17 protein-coding genes and 1 pseudogene are annotated in these 21,841 nt (G+C 40.1%); 11 read left to right on the top strand and 7 right to left on the bottom strand.

Going from position 1 to position 21,841, the window contains the following annotated elements; all coding sequences use genetic code 11:
- Positions 1-331: 331 nt before the first annotated feature.
- Positions 332-769: a hypothetical protein gene (locus tag COCH_RS02875; protein ID WP_015781851.1), complete on the bottom strand. Its 438-nt coding sequence runs from the start codon at positions 767-769 to the stop codon at positions 332-334.
- A 242-nt stretch (positions 770-1,011) separates the two neighbouring features.
- Between COCH_RS02875 and COCH_RS02870 the strand changes: the two genes are divergently transcribed.
- Positions 1,012-1,263 (top strand): GlsB/YeaQ/YmgE family stress response membrane protein, encoded by a 252-nt coding sequence (locus tag COCH_RS02870; protein WP_009411577.1) that lies wholly within the window; start codon positions 1,012-1,014, stop codon positions 1,261-1,263.
- Between the two features lie 84 nt (positions 1,264-1,347).
- Here COCH_RS02870 and COCH_RS02865 read toward each other — a convergent pair whose 3' ends face one another.
- Positions 1,348-1,734, bottom strand: coding sequence for a hypothetical protein (locus COCH_RS02865; protein ID WP_009419202.1), 387 nt, complete (start codon positions 1,732-1,734; stop codon positions 1,348-1,350).
- A 194-nt stretch (positions 1,735-1,928) separates the two neighbouring features.
- On the bottom strand, positions 1,929-2,582 hold the full coding sequence (locus COCH_RS02860) for a DUF3784 domain-containing protein (protein ID WP_015781850.1): 654 nt from the start codon (positions 2,580-2,582) through the stop codon (positions 1,929-1,931).
- Between the two features lie 720 nt (positions 2,583-3,302).
- Here COCH_RS02860 and COCH_RS12340 point away from each other — a divergent pair.
- The 6 genes and pseudogenes from COCH_RS12340 to COCH_RS02835 all read left to right on the top strand — a co-directional run bounded on the left by COCH_RS12340 (position 3,303) and on the right by COCH_RS02835 (position 7,730).
- A pseudogene (locus COCH_RS12340) lies at positions 3,303-3,448 on the top strand (phosphinothricin acetyltransferase).
- Between the two features lie 198 nt (positions 3,449-3,646).
- Positions 3,647-5,086, top strand: a complete 1,440-nt coding sequence (locus tag COCH_RS02855) for a hypothetical protein (protein ID WP_223375698.1) — start codon at positions 3,647-3,649, stop codon at positions 5,084-5,086.
- A gap of 127 nt (positions 5,087-5,213) precedes the next feature.
- Positions 5,214-5,735 carry a DUF3127 domain-containing protein gene (locus tag COCH_RS02850; RefSeq protein ID WP_015781848.1) on the top strand — a complete coding sequence of 174 codons (522 nt, stop codon included), beginning with the start codon at positions 5,214-5,216 and terminating at the stop codon, positions 5,733-5,735.
- Between the two features lie 3 nt (positions 5,736-5,738).
- Positions 5,739-6,407 (top strand): leucyl/phenylalanyl-tRNA--protein transferase, encoded by a 669-nt coding sequence (gene aat / locus COCH_RS02845; protein ID WP_015781847.1) that lies wholly within the window; start codon positions 5,739-5,741, stop codon positions 6,405-6,407.
- Positions 6,408-6,412: 5 nt separating this feature from the next.
- Positions 6,413-7,204 carry a glycoside hydrolase family 16 protein gene (locus COCH_RS02840; RefSeq protein ID WP_015781846.1) on the top strand — a complete coding sequence of 264 codons (792 nt, stop codon included), beginning with the start codon at positions 6,413-6,415 and terminating at the stop codon, positions 7,202-7,204.
- Between the two features lie 13 nt (positions 7,205-7,217).
- A complete protein-coding gene (locus COCH_RS02835) occupies positions 7,218-7,730 on the top strand; it encodes a P-loop NTPase family protein (RefSeq protein WP_015781845.1) in 513 nt (170 codons plus the stop codon).
- Between the two features lie 55 nt (positions 7,731-7,785).
- Here COCH_RS02835 and COCH_RS02830 read toward each other — a convergent pair whose 3' ends face one another.
- Positions 7,786-8,997, bottom strand: a complete 1,212-nt coding sequence (locus tag COCH_RS02830) for a Bcr/CflA family multidrug efflux MFS transporter (RefSeq protein ID WP_009420809.1) — start codon at positions 8,995-8,997, stop codon at positions 7,786-7,788.
- Positions 8,997-11,480 carry a zinc-dependent metalloprotease gene (locus tag COCH_RS02825; RefSeq protein WP_015781844.1) on the bottom strand — a complete coding sequence of 828 codons (2,484 nt, stop codon included), beginning with the start codon at positions 11,478-11,480 and terminating at the stop codon, positions 8,997-8,999. The genes COCH_RS02830 and COCH_RS02825 overlap by 1 nt, the downstream gene beginning before the upstream one ends.
- A gap of 670 nt (positions 11,481-12,150) precedes the next feature.
- Here COCH_RS02825 and pheS point away from each other — a divergent pair.
- From pheS to COCH_RS02805, 4 genes are all read left to right on the top strand, one after another.
- Positions 12,151-13,173: a phenylalanine--tRNA ligase subunit alpha gene (gene pheS / locus COCH_RS02820; protein ID WP_002673912.1), complete on the top strand. Its 1,023-nt coding sequence runs from the start codon at positions 12,151-12,153 to the stop codon at positions 13,171-13,173.
- A gap of 243 nt (positions 13,174-13,416) precedes the next feature.
- Complete coding sequence (locus tag COCH_RS02815) at positions 13,417-14,328, top strand: ABC transporter ATP-binding protein (protein ID WP_015781843.1); 912 nt, start codon at positions 13,417-13,419, stop codon at positions 14,326-14,328.
- 62 nt (positions 14,329-14,390) lie between these two features.
- Positions 14,391-15,002: a PASTA domain-containing protein gene (locus tag COCH_RS02810; protein WP_015781842.1), complete on the top strand. Its 612-nt coding sequence runs from the start codon at positions 14,391-14,393 to the stop codon at positions 15,000-15,002.
- A gap of 100 nt (positions 15,003-15,102) precedes the next feature.
- Positions 15,103-16,161 (top strand): RluA family pseudouridine synthase, encoded by a 1,059-nt coding sequence (locus tag COCH_RS02805; protein ID WP_009420772.1) that lies wholly within the window; start codon positions 15,103-15,105, stop codon positions 16,159-16,161.
- 114 nt (positions 16,162-16,275) lie between these two features.
- Here COCH_RS02805 and COCH_RS02800 read toward each other — a convergent pair whose 3' ends face one another.
- Together COCH_RS02800 and COCH_RS02795 are read right to left on the bottom strand one after the other, a co-directional pair.
- Complete coding sequence (locus COCH_RS02800; RefSeq protein ID WP_015781841.1) at positions 16,276-18,030, bottom strand: TonB-dependent receptor; 1,755 nt, start codon at positions 18,028-18,030, stop codon at positions 16,276-16,278.
- A 113-nt stretch (positions 18,031-18,143) separates the two neighbouring features.
- Positions 18,144-21,149, bottom strand: coding sequence for a tetratricopeptide repeat protein (locus COCH_RS02795; RefSeq protein ID WP_015781840.1), 3,006 nt, complete (start codon positions 21,147-21,149; stop codon positions 18,144-18,146).
- Between the last annotated feature and the right edge of the window lie 692 nt (positions 21,150-21,841).

The following is a 21,841-nucleotide window of genomic DNA, read 5'->3' as shown; positions in this document are numbered from 1 at the left end:
TGTTATCAATCGCAAAACTACAAAATTTGAAAGCAATTCACAACTATAAATAAAATTAAAGAAAAATGGAAAACGTTGTTATCAATCGCAAAACTACAAAATTTGAAAGCAATTCACAACCCGTCCTCAATATGAATACGTCGCAAAAGAGTTGTTATCAATAGCAAAACTACAAAATTTGAAAGCAATTCACAACGGAGAAAGCCTCAAAGGTTTAGGAGCGGAAGTTGTTATCAATCGCAAAACTACAAAAAAATATTTTATAAGTAACAAAGCATAAAAAAGGTTGCCCAGACTTCTGAGCAACCTCTTTCTATATTCTATTAGATGATTAACGTCCTAAGGTATACCAATGTACGCCTATCAAATATTGAAACTCCGCTGAAAACGACAGCCGTACGGCAACTACCAGCAGAAAAGCCAACGCGGATAAACCTATCTTTTGGTACGTCTTGCTCACAGTAGCAATGCACATTCCCAATAGGAAAGCCACCGCAGTGCTAGCAATATAACCGAGTGCCAAGCTCGTATTCGCATCTTGCAGGCTGCCAGCGATGAGCATTAGCACTGCAAAAGGACTCACCACACGCAAGAAACTACCCCACTTCTGTTGAGGTCTCTCTCTTACAAAGAGATAACTCATAATCACTACCCCTGTTAAGTACAGCGGTAGGGTTACCAAATGATCTCCATAGGCTATTGAATTTATAAACAAGTAAATTGCAATAGCTGAGATAAGTTCTAAAAAGATTTGTACTGACTTTTTCATAATTAAATATTTTAGAATTTTGCGACAAAGTTATAAGATATTCTCTTCTCTGTCAAGTAAGTTAACAAAGTTTAAGATTGTTTTAACTTTTAATTGTAGACTTTGTATTGTTTTTAACAAATTGTTGTTATCAATCGCAAAACTACAAAATTTGAAAGCAATTCATAATACAATGTTATGATTTTTATTTGTTTTTTAAATAATAATTCTTACCTTTGTACCCTAATTTAATATTAAAAATTATGGGTATTATCGCAACACTTATTATTGGAGCCATCGCTGGATGGTTAGGAGGAACTATCTATAAAGGTAGTGGATTAGGTCTTATAGGCAATATCATTATTGGTATTCTTGGAAGTATCGTGGGGTATTGGCTTTTAGGAGATGTGTTTCACGTCTCACTTGGAGGAGGATGGATTGGTGCTATCTTGACAGGAGCTATTGGAGCTATTGTTATTTTATTCTTGATAAATTTGATATTTAAAAAGAAGTAATAAGGAAGGAAGAGCACATATTAAAAATGAAAAAACCCCGAAAATATATATTTTCGGGGTTTTTTTAGTACTTCTTTTTCAGAATTACCTACTTGCGTTAGCAGTCCAGGTCTTTCCATCTGTAGTATACAAAATGTTCAATGAAGAGGCGTTGATTCTAATGAGTTTCACACCATCTTTCAAGTCGATGTTTACTAAAGTGTTATCTCCTTCTTTTTTGAAGCTAACACCTTTAAGGTCAGGAATGCCATCTGAAAAACGGAAATAATAGTCATTTCCTGTTTTAACAACTGTTACGGCTCCATTATCAGCAGATTTTTTTTCATCTCCATTTGAATAAGAGATTTTACCTTTGTAGGTTCCTACAAAAAGGTCATTGTCTGCTGGGTCATCATTCTTGCTACAAGATATAGAAGAAAAAGCTACTAGTGATAAACAAATCACTGATACTAAAGCAATAATTTTTTTCATACTTGATTCAATTTAAAAAATTAATATTAAAGTTTGTTGCAATAATTATGCCATTGGAATGCTTTATGCAATTTTTAATAGTTGTTATCAATGGGAAAACTACAAAATTTAAAGGGGATTCACGACTATGTGGCTGTACAACTGAATGTCCGTAATAAGAGTTAATGTTTTAGGCGAAATTATAAAATTTGGGTTCATTTCATATGTGTTTTGATATTATTGAATAATTGTAAAGTTTGTATAGAATCGCCATAATTCAAAAGAAGTATTTGATTTTTGGAGTGATAAATCTTAATGTAAGGTTTTGTATTAACACGTAAAGAAAGTTTATATACATCACCTTTTTCGGTTTTAAAAAATCCCTTTTTGATGATTCCTACATCAAACCCGTTAGTTCGCAAAACAAATTTAGGTAATTCGTTAACAAGAGTTATTGAATCAATATCTTTCATTTTAATATTAAAATGATAAAGACCTGAATTCTCAATTCTTTCTTTGCTAACCTCAATATCACTTTCTCTCATTCCATAAAAAAGAAAAATACACACAGCCCCGATTAAGAAAAGAACAATGTAAAAATCTTTTTTAGAAGAAGCTTGTTTTTTTATAGGATTAAATCGTAGTACGGATAAAATGGGAATAAGCAAGCCTAATAATATGGAAATACAAATATCCCAGACAAGGGAACGAGACAAAAAAGTTAAAAAAATAGAAGCTAATCCACAAATAATAAAGACATTACGCAGATATAGCGTATACTCTGTGTTTTTTAAAGATTCTTTCTCTTCATCAGACAATGTGTTATAGCCTGATAATAAGTTAGGGAATTTTGAGATTAGAAATCCCATTGTTATGTAAAACACTCCTAAAAATACAATTTATGGTATCCATAAAAGTTTAGTTTTATATATACGTTAATAATACGAGAAATATTACAAGACAAAGATAAACATAACAAAATCCGTTTAAACTTTTGGCAAAGTTACAATAAATAATTGGAAAATGAGGGAATGAGAAAATGAGAAAATTAGAGAATGAGGGAATTAGAAAAAAGGGTACAAGCTATAAGCTTGCACCAGCGGAGGGAATTAGAGAATTAAGAGATTAGCAAATGGGGTAAAAGCCAATAATGCCAGAAATATCAATAATACCACCAAGGGGAATGGACGGGGCGGACTTTTCAGGCGGGTCGGATAGGTTAGAGGAGGGGCTGGAGGATTCGGAAGGAAACGGAAGAAATCATAAAAAGACTGGGAGGTTTTTTGATGAAAAAATGCTATGAGGAGGGTGGGGGTAGCTTATAGAGAGCTTATAGGAAGCTTATACGAATCTTGGACGATTGGTATAGAAAGGGTGTATAAGTAGTTGATTTATACCATAATACAACAATGCAAAAAATGTTAAAAACGGGGTTTCGAGGCGAAAGAAAGAGAAAAGGCAATAGGCCTTAGGCCATAGGCAATAGGGGGGAGTGTGACGGAAAAAATAATGAAATGACGAATGACAAGAGACGAATGACGAAGAAAATGTGATGAAAATCTCTCGCGGACTTCCCTCGGAGAGGGGCAATGTGGCGAATCATTTATTCGGTAAGCCCCCGAACCCCCGAAGGGGACAAGCTGGAAAAGGAGACAAACCACCCCTTTATCACACACTCCGCTCTCGTGGGGTACATACCCAGCTGTCGCTGGCTACCTTCAAAGGGCGAATGTAGTGACGGAAAAGGAGAAAAAATGACGAGTGACGAGTGACGAATGGCGAGAGGGCGAATGACAGGAAAGAGAGAATGTAGCGAGAGAAAACAGAAGGGTGAAGGGGGGAATGATAGAGTTTTCTTTTATGTATCTTGTATATATTATAAAATTCATTATTTTTGCGGTTGTAATTTAATTGTTTTTTCAAGATGAATAAAATGAAATGTTTATTTTTAATAGGCGTACTTTCAGTAATGAATGTTTGTGCGCAAGATTTTAAAGTGAAGAAGGGTGAACTTCTATCAAATGGTACTCCCGTTGCTAAGATTGAGAAAAAGGACGGTAAATATCAATTTAGTGACCTTTCGAATCATTTGTTGTACAGGGTGGTTCTTACGGCTGAAACGGCACAAGGTAATTTGGCTCCTCACCGTTGGATAGAGTTTTCTAATGCTAATGGGGTAATTCGGGAAGTGGCAATTCCGGATAAATTGAAATTTACTTTTTCGGGTGAGAAGTACCTGCTTGACTGTGTGTTTAAATCGGGGACGGGAATGCTCACAGAAAAGGGTATTGACCCTGCGGTGGTAACGGCTTTTTTTGAGAGTACTCATCGTCCGTTCTCAGAGAAATGGGACGCTGTGTTTGAACAAGAGCGGAATACTATTCAAACGGAAGATAACTTGGCTACGGCTGATAAAATTTCGGTACAGGGAGATGCGATTCTTAAAAACGGCAAGCAAATAGGCATTATTGTGCGCAAAGTGCAAAACGGAGATGGGGGTATTGTTATCACTGATTTTACGGTAACAGATATCAAAGGTCACGTAGTGGCTACTGCGCATCATCATTCGTATAAAAACGAAGATTATTTCGTTATAAAAACCTACGACCAAAAAGAGTTTCCGGTATTTGTTCCTCTTACCAAAATAGGGGTGGCTGATAAAAGAATTGTGAATAGGCTTTATGCCAATGGCTATCCGTTTGGCGATATGACTGAGGCTTTTAGTCAATATTTAGAAGGTAGAAAGAATGCTATCGACCAGCAAAATAAAGAAATGTTGGAGGAAGCGAAAAAGCAAACGGTAAATATTTACGATGCTCCGGGTTATGTGATAGATGCTAAAGGGGATAAGAAAGAGGGGCTTATTACGATTGAATTCCAGTCGGTAGGAGCGATACTTAACAAAGAGCAGAATGTATCAGACCTTACTTCATATGGGGCAACGATGAAATTCAAAAAGGAAGGTGAGAAAGACGCTTATTTTAAAGCGAAGGACGGTGTGAAATTCTGCATAGATGAGCGTTGTTTTATAGGTTCAAAAAGTGCAGAAGACGGTTTTTTTGCTCACGGAGGTTCGCAGTTAAACGTACTTTCGGGAGCTGCTCAGTTCTTTGAGATTCTGTATGATAACAACGGCAATTACGTGTTGGTGCACAGTAAATATCCTGAGGATTACTATTTAAAGATTAAGGGAGCTGACAAAGCGGTATATTTGGGAGATAAAGCAACTTTTGGTTCGAAGAGTGCAGATAAAATACAAAAAATATTGGCTAAATATATCAATTGTCCTTCGTTAGATGTTACTAAATACAACACCAAAACGAAAGAAGGAATGATACAGTTGGTAGATGATTATACAAAGACTTGTAAATAGAATGTTTTTGGGCAAAAAGTAAAATGTTTTGTAATATTTTTGGGTATAAGTATTGCCGATAACTAAAAAAATAGTACCTTTGCCCTTGTAAATATTATCAGAATAAGCAATAAAAAGGAATACCAATATGGAAATTCAAGGACGAATTATAAAGATTAGCCCTACACAAACCGTAGGACAAAACGGCTTTCAACGCCGTGATGTGGTGATTTCTACTGAGGAACAATACCCCCAGTATATCCCTTTTGACTTTGTACAAGAAAAATGTGTACTTCTCGACAACTTTCAGGTAGGGCAATTGGTACGCATCAGTTTCAATATTCGCGGTCGTGAATGGGTAAACCCACAAGGAGAAACTAAATATATTGTGAACTTACAAGGATGGCGTATTGAAAATGCTGAGGTGGCACAAGGAGCCTATCCCCCTCCGCAAGGGCAATATCCACCACAGGGGCAACCTGCTTATCCGCCACAAGGATATGCACAACCACAATATCAGCAAGCGCCTCCGCAATATCAGCAAGCCCCACCACAATACCAACAAACGCCCGCTCAGTATCCGCCACAAGCCCCTCAGCAGGCTTTTAGTGCACCAGACCCCGCACAGGGAGCTTCTGCCCCTACTGAGGAAGACGATTTGCCATTCTAAAGAATGATATACTTAACGAACGATAAAACATCTTTTCCTTCCCCCGATACGGCTTCGGAGGAAGGAATTGTTGCTTTAGGAGGGAACCTTACCCCTGAACGGCTTATTGAGGCGTATTCGGAGGGTATTTTCCCGTGGTATAACGAAGGAGAGCCGGTAGTTTGGTGGTGTCCTGACCCGCGTTTTGTACTCTTTCGGGAGAAATTGCATATCAGCAAGCATATGCGTAAGATGTTACGCGAAGCACCTTATCGCGTTACTTATAACCATTGTTTTACTGAGGTGATGCGACAGTGCGCTACTGTTCCGCGTAAAGACCAAGACGGCACGTGGATTCACCCTGAACTGATAGAAGCCTATACAGGCTTGCATAAAAGAGGGATAGCGCACTCGGTAGAGGTGTGGGAAGGAGATGTGCTCATAGGAGGTTTATACGGGCTAAAAATGGGCAAAATCTTTTGTGGGGAGAGTATGTTTAGCAAGCGTAATAATGCGTCAGAATACGGCTTTATCACCTACCTGCAAGCACACCCCGATATAGCATTGGTAGATTGCCAAATATACAGCGAGTACTTAGAGCGTTTGGGAGCAGAGGAAATACCTCGCAAAGAGTTTTTGGCGCTTTTAGGTAAGGCATATGAAGAAAGAGAAAATGAAAAAATAATAACTTAAACTGTATGAATATGAAACCTTTTACATTATTACTATTTACGTTGGCTCTTATGAGCTGGGGTTGTTCAAAGAAAGAGGAGGTTAATGAGAAACCTTGGAAATTGGTATGGGAAGATAATTTCGACAGAAATGATATTTTCTCGACAGGAGTGTGGACAAAAATGAACCGTTGGGGAGACAACTGTTGCAACACAATGAGCAAAGACCCGAGTTTGTTTGAGATAAAGGACGGTAAGATGATTCTTTTAGGGGTGACTAATAAAGATTTAAAAAAAGACCCTTCGCCTTACCTTACTGCGGGTGTTTGGACTAAAGAAAAGAAGTTTTTCCAAAAAGGGAAGATAGAAGTACGCTGTAAGTTAGAAGGCACGCAAGGAGCGTGGCCTGCTATATGGTTGGTTACCAAAGATACTAAATGGCCTGAAGAAGGAGGAGAGATAGACCTTATAGAACGCTTAAATTACGACCCTTTTGTGTATCACACTGTGCATTCGCCGTTTACACATAAAAAGAAAGCAGGACCAAAAAACTCTACTTCTTTCCCTATTAATCCAGATGACTACAACACTTACGCAGTGGATTTTGAAGGAGATGTGATACGGTTTTACGTAAACGGACTGCCTTCATTTGTCTACTCGCGTATGCCTGGTAAGGAGAGTGAAAAGCAATTCCCGTTTGATTTGCCTTTCTTTTTGATTATTGATATGCAACTGGGAGGTGAATGGGTAGGCGAAGTAAAGCCGTTTGATAAACCCGTGAGAATGTATATTGATTGGGTGCGGTTTTATCAGAGGTAAACGAGGTATAAAAATGATTGTTTTAATTACTGGAGCTTCACACACAGGTAAGACTTTTTTAGCTCAAAAGCTATTAGAAAAATATAAATACCCATATCTATCAATAGATCACTTAAAAATGGGATTAATTCGCAGTGGTTATACTAAACTTACCTTAGAAAATGATAAAGCACTTACAGATTATATGTGGCCTATTATTCGTGAAATGATTAAAACAGCCATAGAAAACAAACAAAATCTTATCATTGAAGGAGTATATATTCCTTTTGACTGGGAGAAAGATTTTACAAAAAAATATCTCGAGGATATTAAATGTTATTGTCTTGTAATGAGTGAAAACTATATTAAAACCCACTTTGATGATATAAAGAAATATGCAAAAGTCATAGAAAACCGTTTAGAAGATGATTGGTGTACAATGGAAAGTGTTTTAGATGATAATGCACAGTTTTTAGCTCTTGCAAAGAAACACAACACTAATTTTATACTGATTGATGATAGATATAAGGTAAATATCGAGCTATGATGAACTATAAAATTTTTGTTTTGGAGAGACTTAGAGAGGCAGAGAAACGGTATAGTTATTTGCTAATGGTGCGACGGGCGACTAACAGCAAGTAGCTGAGGGCGCCTACTCCTATACATATTGCCATTGCAAATACCATTGGGCGCTCGGAGGTGATGGCGAAAAGCGAGAGCACTGCTCCTACTACCGAACCGATACCAAAACGCAACATTCCTGTGAGTGAATTGGCGGTACCGGCTACTTCGGGGTACATATCCAAAATGGCGGCATTGGCACTGCTGGACACTACCGATACCAAACCTACAAACATTGAAACTCCTGCTACGGTAGCCCATAATCCCAAATGAAAAATACCACATATCACCAGCCACGCTCCTGCAATGAGTTGGATAGTAAGCCCCAAGCGCAAGGATTTTTCTACGCCTATTTTGGTGACGAATTTGCCATTGAGCGAGGTTGCCGTCATCATTACAATTACATTGAGAAGGAAAAAGTATCCAAAATGCTGAGGAGCTACCCCAAAGAGTTTGGTGTACACAATAGACCCCGTGGTGATAAAGCAAAACATTCCTGAATAGGAAAGCGAATTGCAGAAAATATACCCCAATACCTTTTTATTGCTGAGGAGCTTGCCATAAATGCGTAAGGTGTTGCCTATTTTCAAAGGAACACGCTTGAACTTAGGAAGCGTTTCAGGGATTTTATAACTCACTAAGAGCGCTGCCAAGAGTCCTAAAACCATCAGCACGTAGAAGATGATATGCCAATGAAACCAGTCGGTGAGGTGACCGCCCAGTACGGGGGCGATAAGTGGGGCAATCATCGTAACAATCATAATCATCGACATTTGGCGGGCAAACTCGTTCTTGGCGAAAAGGTCGCGCAAGAGGGCACCCGTTACTACCGCTGGTGAGGCTCCAAAAAAGCCTTGTACAAAGCGCAGTATATAAAAGTGATGGATATGGTGAATTTGCGTAATCACTAACGACACCAATGCTGAGGTGATAATCCCGATAAGAATGATAGGTTTGCGCCCATAACTATCGGATAGAGGTCCCCAGAAGAGTTGCCCAAAAGCAAAACCAAGGGTAAAGAGTGCTAAGGTTTGAGATATCATCTCTTCGGATACATTCAAATCATTAGCAATCTTCACAAAGGCAGGGAGGTACATATCGATAGCCAGAGGGGTGAGCATCGATAGGAGTCCCATAATGAGGATAAACAGTAGGTCGGGTTTTGAGTCTTTGAGTTCTTCGGGTTCTAACACTATTTTTTAGGGTCTTTAATACGTTCTATTTCCTTTATAATTTCTTGGTAGTGTAGATGGTTAATAGATGAAGCAGGTTCTTTGGCAAGTGCTTGTTTGGCGAAAGCCTCAATCATATCTAAATGTTGTAAGGCAAAGAGGCGCACATCGGATACTTGCTGTATGCTCGCAGCTTTGCTGTTTTTAGCCTCAGCAGGCGCATTGATGAGCCTATCGATTTGAGAGAGGTACAAGCGTTCTATCCCACGACGATAAGTGTTTTGGCGAGCATCGGGGTGGTTGAGGGGTTTCCATACCGCTTTGAATACATCTTGCAGATATTCGTTTAGCGGATAAGGATTCTTGGAGGTGAGCGATTGGTTATAAAGGTTGTAGAGGGTTTGCTCTCCTAAAAGCACACTCAGGGTAAGGTTTTGCATACTGATGATGTTCTTATCGGGGGTTGCTCCTGTTTTTTCTACTATTTCCTGAGGATATAACCACAAAGGCGCTTCAAAAAGTTCTTTATCTAAATAGTTAATAGCTTCTTTTACCTTCTCTTTGGGCACTTCTTTATAGACTTCTTTCTCACCGATAATGCCCACATATCTATTACCAATGTGTTTGAGCACGTGTTTTAAATAGCGGAAATACTGCATATAGGCAGCGGTTTGCATTTCATCTAAATGCTCGTATTTGTCGTTAGGCTGTTTAGTCCATTCGGGGAGGTGTTGCACAATATAGCGGAGGTTTTTCAATCCGTAAGTATTGGCTTTCATTACGTTGTCTGAAAGGTCTTCGGTTTGTGCACGAGGGTCTTCATCTTTGCCTTCCCCTCCGAACCACAATCGCGGATTGGCTTTGAGTTTTTGGGTAACCATTTCGGCAAGCGCCTCTTGTTCAGCATACTTGTCTTTATATTTGTTGCCGTAATAGCGATATCCCCATTCGATTGCCCATTTGTCGTAGATGCCTATACGCGGATAGAGTCCTTTGCTACTGATATTGTCTTCGGGCTGTGCCACATAGTTAAAACGCGCATAGTCCATAATGGAAGCGGTATGCCCATTGGCTTCTACCCATTTTTTGTCGCGGAGTTTTTCGACAGGCGTTTGACTGCTGGCGCCCATATTGTGGCGCAAACCTAAGCAGTGCCCTATTTCGTGAGAGGAGACAAAGCGCACGAGGTCGCCCATTAGTTCCTCGTTGAACTCCATAGTACGAGCGCGTTTATCGACAGCACCTGCCTGAATCATATACCACTGGTTGAGGAGTTTCATCACGTTGTGATACCAGCCTACGTGGCATTCTATAATTTCACCACTGCGAGGGTCGGCGATGTTAGGACCGTAGGCGTTACTTTTTTCGGAAGGGAGGTAGCGAATTACGTTGAAGCGGGCATCTTCTAAACTCATTGAAGGGTCGTTAGGCCAAGGTTTTGCGACAATAGCCTCTTTGAATCCCGCTTGTTCGAAAGCAACATTCCAATCGTTTACGCCCAAAATGAGGTATTTTTGCCATTGTTTAGGCGTAGCAGGGTCGATATAGAACACAATTTGCTTTTTGGGGCGTACTAACTGACCGCTGAGATATTTTTTGACGTCTTCTTTGCGAGGTTCTAAGCGGAAACGGTGTATGTAATATTCAGTTTCGGTGCGTTGTTGCTGGTCGCTGAACTTGATGTATCGGGTAGCGAAAAAGCCCACACGAGGGTCGAAAAGGCGTTTTTGCATAGGTGTTTTAGGCAAGAGCACCATAGAGATATTCAGTTCTAAGGTAATAGCCCCTACCTTGTTTGCTGACGGAATCGTACTGGGTGAAGCGTTGAACGTTTTGAGGGTATTGACCTCTACGTTGATAGGATAAGGGCGTATATCGTCTACAAAAGAACGATCGGTAGCGATAGCGCCTATTTTCATTTGGGTTTTTGCATTCGATGAGAAAGAGGTAACGCTGTTGTCTTGCTTGAAGAAATCGGTGATGTCGATGAGTTGTGCTTTGGTTTTGGGGTTGCGCCCGATAACGGTGAACGATGCCACCACAGGATTTGCACTCGAATTGGCGACTGCTACCGAGATATTATCGTCGGTACCCGCTTCTTGCAGATTGAGGAAAGAGCGCAAGAGAAGTGTTTTATCGCCTTTCTGCTCGAAATAGACGGTTTGTTCATTCACTTTTTCGCCTGCATAGAGTCCGAAGTTATGAGGAGCCGCTTTGAGTCGCGTTACGCATAGCAAATAGCGATTAAGAAGGGAATCGGGGACTTCAAAGTACCATTTATCCTCAATCTTACGGATAGTAAAGAGTCCGTTGCGCTCTATACCCTTTTTTTTGATGAGTTTAGCGTACTCTTCAGCGCGCTTTTGCTCAGGAGTCTTTTCGGGTTTTTCAGTTGTTTTGGTTTTAGTAGTATCTTTAGTAATGGTATCTTTCACAGCAGGTATTTTCTGCGCGAAAATCATTGTTGTAAATGATAGGAAAAGTATAAGTAAGTGTTTTTTCATTATTAGGTGTCAGGGATTAGACTTGTTAGACACGTCTGATCTGAGAGTATTTGATTTTGGGGTGCAAAAGTAGAAAATAATTAGTAAATTAGCAAATGAGGAAATGAGAGAATTAGGAAATGAGGAAATTAGGAAATGAGGAAATGAGAAAATGGGGTACGAGCTACAAGCTTGTACCAAAGGAGATTAACTTTGCCAAAGTTTCAAACTTTGGCAAAGTGCGTACAGCAAAAGCGATGTGTTGGGGTTGTTAGGACTATTCGGAAGATAACGGAGAAGAACGGAAGAGGGTCGAGAGAATTTTTGGTGAGAAAGTGCTATTAGAAGGGTGGGGTTAGCTTATAGGAAGCTTATACGAATCTTGGACGATTAGTATAGAAAGGGTGTATGAATAATTGATTAATAGTGTTATATAACAAGGCTAAAAATGTTAAAAACGGGGTTTCGAGGCGAAAGAAAGAGGAAGAGGCATTAGGCTATAGGCCTTAGGTGCTAGGGGGGAGTATGAAGGAAAAGGGGGAATTAGGAAATGAGAGAATTAGAAAATGAGGGAATTGGCAGATGTGAGAATTAGCAAATTAGAAAATTAGTAGATTGGTAAATTTGCTAAATGGAAAATTATTTATACTTTTGCGTCTTGGGAAAAACAAAAGAGAAATCGTATTACTGTATGATTATTGATAAAATAAAAGAGCATATTGCTAAGATAGAAGATTTTAGCGCAAAAACTAAGGAAGAACTTGAACAATTCCGCATTCAGTACCTCGGTAAAAAAGGGGTGCTCAACGACTTTTTTACCGCTTTTAAAGAGGTGCCTAAGGAGGAGAAAAAGACTTTTGGGCAGGTAGTGAATGAGCTCAAACAAAAAGTAGAAGCCAAAGTACAAGAATGGCGCGAGCGTTTGGAAGAACACAGTGAAAGCAAAGGTATATACGGCGACTTGAGTCGTCCTGCGACCCCTTCGCCTATCGGGGCGCGCCACCCTATTTCGATAGTTAAAAACGAAATTGTGAATATCTTTGCCAATATAGGTTTTAACGTATCGGACGGACCTGAGATAGAAGACGACTGGCATAACTTTACTGCCCTCAACCTTCCTGAATATCACCCTGCTCGTGATATGCAGGACACGTTTTTTATACAAACTAATCCGGATATTCTCTTACGTACCCATACCAGTTCGGTGCAAATACGCTATATGGAGGGACATCAGCCACCTATACGGACGATTTCGCCGGGTAGAGTATTCCGCAACGAAGCTATTTCGGCACGTTCACACTGTTTGTTCCACCAAGTAGAAGGCTTATATATAGATAAAAACGTATCGTTTGCTGACCTGAAACAAACTTTGTTGTACTTTACTAAGGAGATGTTCGGCAAGTCGCGTATACGTTTGCGTCCGTCGTACTTCCCTTTTACCGAGCCAAGTGCTGAGGTAGACATCTATTGGGGACTCAATAACGAGGTGGATTACCGCATTACCAAAGGTACTGGTTGGTTGGAAATTATGGGTTGTGGTATGACTGACCCTAACGTACTTAAAAACTGTGGTTTTGATAGTGAGGTATACAGTGGTTTTGCCTTCGGTATGGGAGTTGAACGCATTGCAATGCTTTTGTACCAAATAGGGGATATACGTATGTTCTATGAGAACGATATGCGTTTCTTGGAACAGTTTAAAAGTGCGCTCTAAGTGCGAGCCGCACAGGCAGATTAATTAGAAAATTAGGAAATGAGAAAATTAGAAAATGAGGAAATGGGGAAATGAGGAAATGGGGAAATGAGGAAATGGGGAAATGAGGAAATGGGGAAATGAGGAAATGGGAAAATGAGGAGGTGTGAGTTCTTAGGGCACAGGGAAACTTTGCCGAAGTGTGGGAAGCAATATACGAATTGCATAAATTGCAAAGCGCGAATATTTACATATAAATAAACAATGCTAAACCTTAAAAATATATTCTTTGCTTATGAAGGGCAAGACCCTATACTGCAAGACATTTCTTTTGAGTTGGCGCAAGGTGAGCACCTTTCGCTGATGGGAGAAAGTGGTTGTGGCAAGAGTACCTTGCTGAAAGCTATTTATGGTCTTATTGATGTGCAAGAAGGTACTATACACTTCCACAACGAGCGCGTAAGGGGGCCTTCTTGGCAGTTAGTGCCTGGGTTTAAAACGATGAAATACCTCGCACAGGACTTTGGGTTAGGCCCTTATCACACGGTAGCTGAAAATGTAGGAAAGTTTATATCTAACCTCGATTTAACCTATAAAAAAGAGCGCGTAATGGAGTTGCTCACCTTGGTGGGAATGGAACGTTTTGCGCCCCTAAAAGCACTGAATCTCAGCGGTGGTGAGAAACAGCGTGTGGCATTGGCAATGGCATTGGCACAAGAACCTCAATTGTTATTGCTTGACGAACCTTTTAGTCAGGTGGATAATTTTAGAAAGAACGAACTACAACGCACTCTCTTCACCTATTTGAAAGAGCAAAACATTAGCTGTATAGTGGCTACTCACGACGGTAAAGATGCGCTTTCTTACTCCGATAAAACCCTTATTATGCGCGACGGGAAGCTATTGTTTTTTAACAATACGCTTTCGGTTTATTTCCAAAATACCGATTATTACACCGCTTCTTTGTTTGGAGAAGTGAGTTGGCATAACGGCAAACTCTTCAAACCCCAACAGATTATCATTACTGCAACCTCTGATTGGGAAGCTACTGTACAATACTGTTATTTTCAAGGAGCACAATACCTTATAGAAGCTACTTCGGTAGAAGGGAAAGTGTACTTCTACAACGATACCCCCATAGAGAAAGGGGAGAAGGTGTGGTTGAGGATATTGTAGGGGGCTGTATTGTCCTTTTCAAAAATATTTGTACCTTTGCACCATAACAATACTTGCAAAGTATGGAAAAGATTAAAGAATTCTTAAAAAACTCAGGAAAGAAACTAGCTTGGCAATTTGCTTTTGCCATAGTGGCGTGTATTATATTAGTTTGGTGTGTATTGCAACTCTTGCGCATCTATACGGCGCACGGAGAGTACATTACAGTACCTAATTTGAGCAAGAAAACACTTACCGAAGTAGGGGTGATATTAGATAAGCAACAATTGCGTTATGAGGTGTTGGATTCTACTGAATACGACCCTAAATACCCTCCTCTATCGGTAATCAGTCAGACGCCTGAGGCTACCGAGAGAGTAAAGAAGAACCGCAAAATATACCTTAACATCAATCCGTCGGGCTATCATAAAGTAACAGTGCCTAAGGTGATACAAGTAACGCGCCGGAATGCAGTAGCTACCTTGCAATCGGTAGGGCTTGCAATCGGTAGAGTTACTTATGTGAACAATATAGGGAAGGATATGGTATTGGAGATGCAACACGACGGTAAACCTGTACAACCTGGCGATAAGCTTATTAAAACCTCACGTATAGACCTTGTGTGTGGCAACGGCTTAGAGGCTCGGGATACTATCCCTACCGAAATACCTATTGAAGAACTGATAGGAGATTAGTGTGAGCAGTGCAGGCTATTATAAATTTAAACTTTGGTAAGGGGCGTAGTACGCACGCTATTAGAAACTTTGGCAAAGTTTGTGGCGCAAATGTAAGGTAATGCGTGATATAGACGAGATAGAAGATTTAGACGATTTAGAACCAGACGGAGAGGGATCTCCTTCTCTTTACGAGCATTACTCCTTTACGGCGGGCAAAGGGCAAGAACCTTTGCGCGTGGATAAATTCTTGATGAACTTTGTAGAGAACGCCACCCGTAACAAGGTGCAACAAGCAGCCAAGCAGGGTAATATTTTTGTGAATGGCGAGCCTGTAAAGTCTAATCATCGTGTGAAAGCTAATGACGAAGTAAAGGTACTTTTTCCTCACCCTCCTCACGAGGATTTATTGGTGCCCGAGAATATTCCTTTAAACATAGTATACGAAGACGATAGCCTTTTGGTGGTAAACAAACCTGCGGGTATGGTGGTACACCCTGGTCACGGCAACTACAGCGGAACGCTCATCAACGCATTGGTATATCATTTTGAGAACTTGCCTAACAACAGTAGCAATCGTCCTGGGTTGGTACATCGTATCGATAAGGATACTAGTGGACTTTTAGTAGTGGCTAAAACCGAAGAGGCGATGTTACACCTTACTCAACAGTTTTTTAATAAAACTACTCAGCGCGAATATATAGCCCTTGTATGGGGTAATATAGAAGAAGACGAAGGAACGGTGTGCGGTCATATTGGGCGACACTTAAAAGACCGCCTGCAAATGGACGTCTTCCCCGATGGTTCTCACGGTAAAGAGGCAGTAACCCATTACAAGGTGTTAGAGCGTTTTGGTTATGTAACACTCATTTCTTGCAAGTTAGAAACAGGGCGTACACACCAGATAAGAGTACATTTAAAGCACATAGGGCATACCCTTTTCAACGATGAACGTTATGGGGGCGACAAGATTCTGAAAGGAACGACTTTTGCCAAATACAAGCAGTTTGTAGAGAATTGCTTTGCGGTATTACCTCGCCAAGCCTTGCACGCTAAAACCTTAGGTTTTGAACACCCGATTACTCACAAGTACCTTAGCTTTGATAGCGAACTTCCTAATGATATGCAACAATGTATAGAGAAATGGAGGAATTATAAGAAGTCGATGGTAAGTGATTAAGGGAATAATAAGAGAGATTAAAGTATAGAAGACATAAAAATTGAGGATATAATAAACAAACAGCGGTATGAATGCTTTATTCATACCGCTGTTTGTTTTGTTAGTATATAATTGTTACTTGTTACTTAGGCTAAACAGATAACGTACTCCTGCAAAGGCTTGTACACCTTGTGAAGGATAATACAACCATTTTTTATAGTGTTCACTGGTGAGGTTGTTGGCTTTTAAGAATACTTGCCAATGTTTGTTGAAAGTGTAATCGGCGTGGAAATTGATATCAAAATAACCTTCCAAAGAGAGCTTCTCGGGAATAGGATTTGCAACAGTTACGTAATCGAGGTCGTAACGTTTTCCTACATAAAAGAAGTCGAAGCCAGCAAAAAGATTGGGTAATATTCTAAAATCGGTGAAGAGAGATACTCGTGTGCTGGGCAAGTTCCAAGCGGTTTTATTTTTCTGTACACGTGCGTTATAGTTATTATATCTTCCTTCAAAGGTAAAAGAGAAAACATCTTTTATATTTCCTCCGATAGAAGCTAAAAGCTCCATATCGTTTACTTCGTCATACACTAACTTAAAAGAGTTGTTATATTGATAAGGCAATATTTCGGTGGCGATAGTAGGTGTCTCGGAATTGGTAGTAAACAGAGGCATCTCTTTGTATTGGCGATAGCTTCCTTGTATGCGATAAAGCAAATCGGAAGTTACTTTTCCTTTAAGGGCTACAAAAGCATCGGCTTGCACGTTGGTAGGCTTAATTTCTTGCATAGGTGAGAGAAAAGGATTCTCTTTGGTGAGTTTCTCTACTGTGTTTTGTTGCATAATACCGCGTATACCTGCGTGCAAAATAGCATCGGCAGTAAGTGGATAAGAAGCCTCTACATCGGGATAAGCTTTAAACTTGCTTTCATCGGACTGGTTCGCATCTACATACATCAAAGCAACGCCTAATTTTAAGTCTAAATTCTCGATAGACAAATGATAAGAAGGATTTACCCCAAAGAGCATCCAACGATTGTTAAGCTCGTTTACTAAGTTATTTTGACGGGTAAAACTACCATTGTAATAATCGAGAATTACATTGGTACGAACTTTTTGGTCATCGGTAAGAGGAATTTCGAAGGTGGGTTGTGCTTTTACATTCAATTCTTTACTATCGAAATGGTCGTAGAGCCCACGTACGCTGAAATCAAGTCCTTTAAAGTAAGGATTAGACCATTGGAGGTAACCTCCTACACCATAATCGAAATAGGTTTGGTGTACATCATCTACTTTTCCAATCAACTGTTGCCTTGTATAAGAAGCGGGACGAATGCCATACCAGTTGTGCAAACGGCGACCTATATCAGCAGTGAGCCCCCAAAGTACATCTTGGTTCTGAAAATCATAACGCAACTCAGCCGATGAGAGCGCATAATAGGTATCGGTGTATACCTCGTCCATATCATCATTGGCTGAGATGTGATTCAGTAAGAAAGAAGCGTTACTGTTATCATTTACAGGGAGAGTGATATTGGCATCGGCATAAAAGGTATTGAGCATACCGAAACCTCCACCGAAATAAGAATCTAAATAGTCTTCGCGAATGACTTTTGGTTTCACCGAAGCTGCTTTGCCTTTTTCGGGAACAAAAGTAGAGGCTACCGGTACCGAATAGATGGTATAGTTGATTTGCTTTTTCTTAACGGTAAGCGAATCTTTTACGTTTGCATCTTCACGCTTTTTGTCGGCGTCGGCAATTGTAGGAGCATATGACTTTACCACATCTACCACTTTGGTAGAGAGGCTGTCTTTACGGCTTTGAGCGACTGCCATTGTTGAGGCAGAGAACAAAAGCATTGTTAGAATATATGTGATGTGTTTGTTCATTTGTTTAGAAATTAGGGTTTAGGAGGGAGATTCAACTTTGCCAAAGGTGCGAGCCACACAGGCAAAAACTTTGGCAAAGTGTATATTAACCATTAACAATTAATCATTAACCATTATTTTACTGATGAATTACTTTTAGCGGCTTCGGCTTTTACTACTGCGAGTTCTTTTTTGGCTTCGGCTACTATTTCAGGAAACTCTTTAAAGTTTTTAATTACACTTTCTAAGACGTAAGAGGCTTGATAAGCGTCTTTGAGTCCGTAGAAGTTTTTAGCCATTACGATAAGGCTCTTAGCAGCGAACTCTTTGTGTCCGCCATAGTCTTTAGCAATCTTTTGAACTACGTCATTAGAGGCTTTGTAGTTACCGTCTTTATTCTTAAAATAAGCGTCGTAATACAAGGCTTCGGCAGCGAGGCTACCCGTAGCGGTTTTCTGTACCTCTTGGTAATATTTGCGAGCTTGGGTTTCATTTCCTGCTTGACTATAAGCACGAGCCAACACTATATAAGCATCGTTCTTGATACGTGTATCGATAGATTTTTCTTCTAATACCTTATTGGCATATTCAATAGCTTTATCGTATAGTTTTTCGTTATAGCACACGCGCATTAGGTTGCTTTGTGCATAAGTTTTGTTCTGTGCGATAGTAGCGGTTCGTTCGAGGTCTTCGAGATAAGGTTTAGCTTTTAGGTAGCTACCTGCTTCAAGAAGGATTTGACACACACGAGTAAGCGATTGCTCGCCGTATTCATTAGAACCGCTTTTGGTTACATTTTCGTAATGTGTAAGTGCTTTAGCCTTTTGTCCACTATTGAAATACATTTGTGCTAAGAAAAACTCGGCATTGGTGCGACGCATACCGTTAGGGAACTCTTTAAGGTATTTTTCAAAACCTGAAATAGCCTCTTTGGTATTGTTTTGCATATATTGTCGTTCGGCAGCTTCATAAGTAGCTCCTTCGAGTTCGAGGTCGGTTACCTCTACATATCCCAAACCTTTAGCCCACGATGCGTATTCGTTTACGTTACCCATATCTACATAGATGAGTTTTGCGGAAGCTACCGCTTGTGAGGCTTCGTTGGTATTAGGATAGTCTTTGGCGATAGTTTGGAAAAGCGTTAAGGCTTTTTGGTTTTCGTTCCTATTATAATACACTAAACCTTCGCGGAGCATTGCACGAGGTACGAGCACATTGCCTTTATACTCTTTGGCGAGTTGCTGATAGTACTGTAATCCTTTTTGGGTATTTCCTTTGGTTACATAAGCATTTCCTAATTCAAACAAAGCATTAGGGCGCAGATTAGAGCTTTTGTAGTTCTTAACGAAACGCTCTAAGTCTTCAATTTTGCTATTGAGGCGGTCTACGAACCCATAACTAATAGCCTTTTGGTAGGCGGCATAATCTTGGTCAGAAGATTTAGCTTCGATGAGTTTGTTATACCCTTCCATTGCAGGCCAGTATTTACCTGTTACGAAGTAAGAATCGGCGAGACGGAGTATAGCGTCGTGTTTCCAACTACTGTTCTTAGGGTTTTGTTTGAGGTACTTCTCGAAATTAGCGATAGCACCTGCATAGTTTTTTTGATTGAAATTAGCATAAGCTAAACCGTAGAAGCCTTTGGCATACTCTTCGGTTTTAGGAGCTGATGAATTATGGAGAAACTGAGTAAAATAGGATTCGGCACCTTTGTAATCTTTCAGCTGATAAGCAGTTTCACCAGCCCAATAGGTAGCGCGAGCGGCAAGTGCAGAATTACCACCGATGGCTTTCTGCAAATATTTTAAAGCCTCGTTGTATTGCAATTCATTAAAAAGCTCTAACCCGCGATAGAAGGCTACTTTTTTATAGGTTTCTTTGTCCTTAGGGTCGTTAGACTTTTCGAGCAGACTGATAGCGGCTTGATAGTTACCAGATGAAATATAAGAATCGACTAAGAGCGACTGTATTTCGTCTTTATGGTCGTTAGGATAAGCCGAAGCGTATGCTTGTAGCACGTTGGGGACACTCTCGTAAGGGTTACCGATTTCATAACTGAGGCGGGCGTAGTTCAGATGAGCATCTTTTTTAATTTGCTTATCGAAGTCCATTTGAGAGGCATTGCGGAAAGCGTTAAGCGCCTCTTGTTTTTGGTTGGTTTTCAAATAGCATTCGGCTAAATGATAATACGCATTTTGAGCGACGCTATCGTTTCCGCCTACGATTTTGTTGAACTGCTCGATAGCCGCTTTATAATCGTTATTTTTGTAATAAGCGTATCCGATATAGTAATAATCGGTATTGGAGAACCTACCTTTTTTACCTTTATAGTTTTGTAAGTAAGGGATTGCTTCTTTGTATTTCTTGAGGTTGAAGTAGCTTTCGCCTATAATCTTATTGAGCTCAGATACTTCTTGAGCATTTTTGGTTTTAGCGAGCTGTTTCTGTCCTTCGGTGATAGCTTCTTGATAAAGAGCTTGTTTGAAGTACATATTGGCTTGGAAGTAAGACACGTTTTTGGTGAGTGAAGCATCTTCTTCTTGTACTTCGCGGAAGTAGCTTTCAGCCTTAGAATAATCGTCTTTATCATAGGCGATATATCCTAAGTAATACTTGGCATTGGCACCGTATTCTTTGGTGTTTTGTACCGACTCGAAATAAGGTTTAGATTCGGCTTGTTTGCCGGTTTGGAAGAGGCAAAAACCTTTTTGGAAGTTGTATTTAGCTTTATCGCTACTGCTTATGCTTTGGTCGTCGATAGCCTCGTACCAAGCGAGCGCATCTTCGTAGTTGCCCTGCTGATAATAGATGTTAGCCATTTGCAAATAGGCTTCGGAGCTCAGAGGAGAGTCGGGGTGATTAACGATAAAGTTATTCACCAGCGCATCGGCTCCGTCTTGATTAAGGATAGCGGCAATAGTGGCTACGTAATATTCACTTTGGGTTTGGATAGCTCTATCGGGATTGGAGGTTTGTTCTTTTCGGAACAGGTTCTGTGCAGGCTGATAGAGCTTGCGATTGTAGAGTTCCACTGCCTTTTGGTATTGGCTTTGTGGATGGGTAATCATTTCAGTTTCTTGTGCCCATAACAGAGGGCTAAACGCCATCAGTGAGAGCACTGAAAAAAGTGTTTTTTTCATAATGTTTTAATTATTAGATGTTAGGATATGAGGAATAGATGGGGCAAAGATAAGAAATAATTATGAAATACGAATAAAAAGGGGAGAAATATTTGTGTGAAAGGAATGGGGGAATGAGAAAATGAGGGAATGAGGAAATGAGAGAATGAGGAAATGAGGAAATGAGAAAATTAGAAAATTAGAGAATGAGGAAATGAGGTGCGAGCTTGAGTTAGAGGAATGAGGCTATGCCTCAGAAATTAAATAAAAATTTAACAAAATCAAGGCTGCGCCTTGTGAAATGGGGAGAGAGGTTCGTCGGAGTTTTGGGAGAATCTTAGAGAAGTTCTGAACTTTCGGAAGATATCGGAGAGATTCGGAAGAGGAGAGGGAGGGTTTTTGGTGAAAAAAGGCTATGAGAAGGGTGGGGGTAGCTTATAGAGAGCTTATAGGAAGCTTATACGAATCTTGGACGATTGGTATAGAAAGGGTGTGTAAAAAATTGATTAATAGCTTAATACAACAATGCTAAAAATGCCAAAAATGGGGTTTCGAGGCGAAAGAAAGAGAATCCTCACCCCGTTCACATACTCTCCTATTCGGAGACTTCTCCCAAGGAGAGGGGGAATGTAGCGACGGAAAGGAGAAGGGATAATTAGAGAATTGGCAAATTAGAAAATTAGGAAATTTGGAGGTTAGCAAATTAACGTGAG

Origin of the sequence: Capnocytophaga ochracea DSM 7271, from assembly GCF_000023285.1 — a bacterium.
GTDB classification, from domain to species: Bacteria; Bacteroidota; Bacteroidia; order Flavobacteriales; family Flavobacteriaceae; genus Capnocytophaga; species Capnocytophaga ochracea.
The sequence above is the reverse complement of the archived record's forward strand: the minus strand, read 5'-3'. Positions and strand labels throughout refer to the sequence as shown.

Coding starts and splice junctions, on each gene's coding strand:
- COCH_RS02870 (WP_009411577.1), top strand. CDS start 1,012: ATGGGTATTATCGCAACACTTATTATTGGAGCCATCGCTGGATGGTTA.
- COCH_RS02875 (WP_015781851.1), bottom strand. CDS start 769: ATGAAAAAGTCAGTACAAATCTTTTTAGAACTTATCTCAGCTATTGCA.
- COCH_RS02795 (WP_015781840.1), bottom strand. CDS start 21,149: ATGAAAAAAACACTTTTTTCAGTGCTCTCACTGATGGCGTTTAGCCCT.
- COCH_RS02805 (WP_009420772.1), top strand. CDS start 15,103: ATGCGTGATATAGACGAGATAGAAGATTTAGACGATTTAGAACCAGAC.
- COCH_RS02815 (WP_015781843.1), top strand. CDS start 13,417: ATGCTAAACCTTAAAAATATATTCTTTGCTTATGAAGGGCAAGACCCT.
- COCH_RS02810 (WP_015781842.1), top strand. CDS start 14,391: ATGGAAAAGATTAAAGAATTCTTAAAAAACTCAGGAAAGAAACTAGCT.
- COCH_RS02855 (WP_223375698.1), top strand. CDS start 3,647: ATGAAATGTTTATTTTTAATAGGCGTACTTTCAGTAATGAATGTTTGT.
- aat (WP_015781847.1), top strand. CDS start 5,739: ATGATATACTTAACGAACGATAAAACATCTTTTCCTTCCCCCGATACG.
- COCH_RS02840 (WP_015781846.1), top strand. CDS start 6,413: ATGAATATGAAACCTTTTACATTATTACTATTTACGTTGGCTCTTATG.
- COCH_RS02825 (WP_015781844.1), bottom strand. CDS start 11,480: ATGAAAAAACACTTACTTATACTTTTCCTATCATTTACAACAATGATT.
- COCH_RS02800 (WP_015781841.1), bottom strand. CDS start 18,030: ATGAACAAACACATCACATATATTCTAACAATGCTTTTGTTCTCTGCC.
- COCH_RS02835 (WP_015781845.1), top strand. CDS start 7,218: ATGATTGTTTTAATTACTGGAGCTTCACACACAGGTAAGACTTTTTTA.
- pheS (WP_002673912.1), top strand. CDS start 12,151: ATGATTATTGATAAAATAAAAGAGCATATTGCTAAGATAGAAGATTTT.
- COCH_RS02860 (WP_015781850.1), bottom strand. CDS start 2,582: ATGGGATTTCTAATCTCAAAATTCCCTAACTTATTATCAGGCTATAAC.
- COCH_RS02865 (WP_009419202.1), bottom strand. CDS start 1,734: ATGAAAAAAATTATTGCTTTAGTATCAGTGATTTGTTTATCACTAGTA.
- COCH_RS02850 (WP_015781848.1), top strand. CDS start 5,214: ATGGAAATTCAAGGACGAATTATAAAGATTAGCCCTACACAAACCGTA.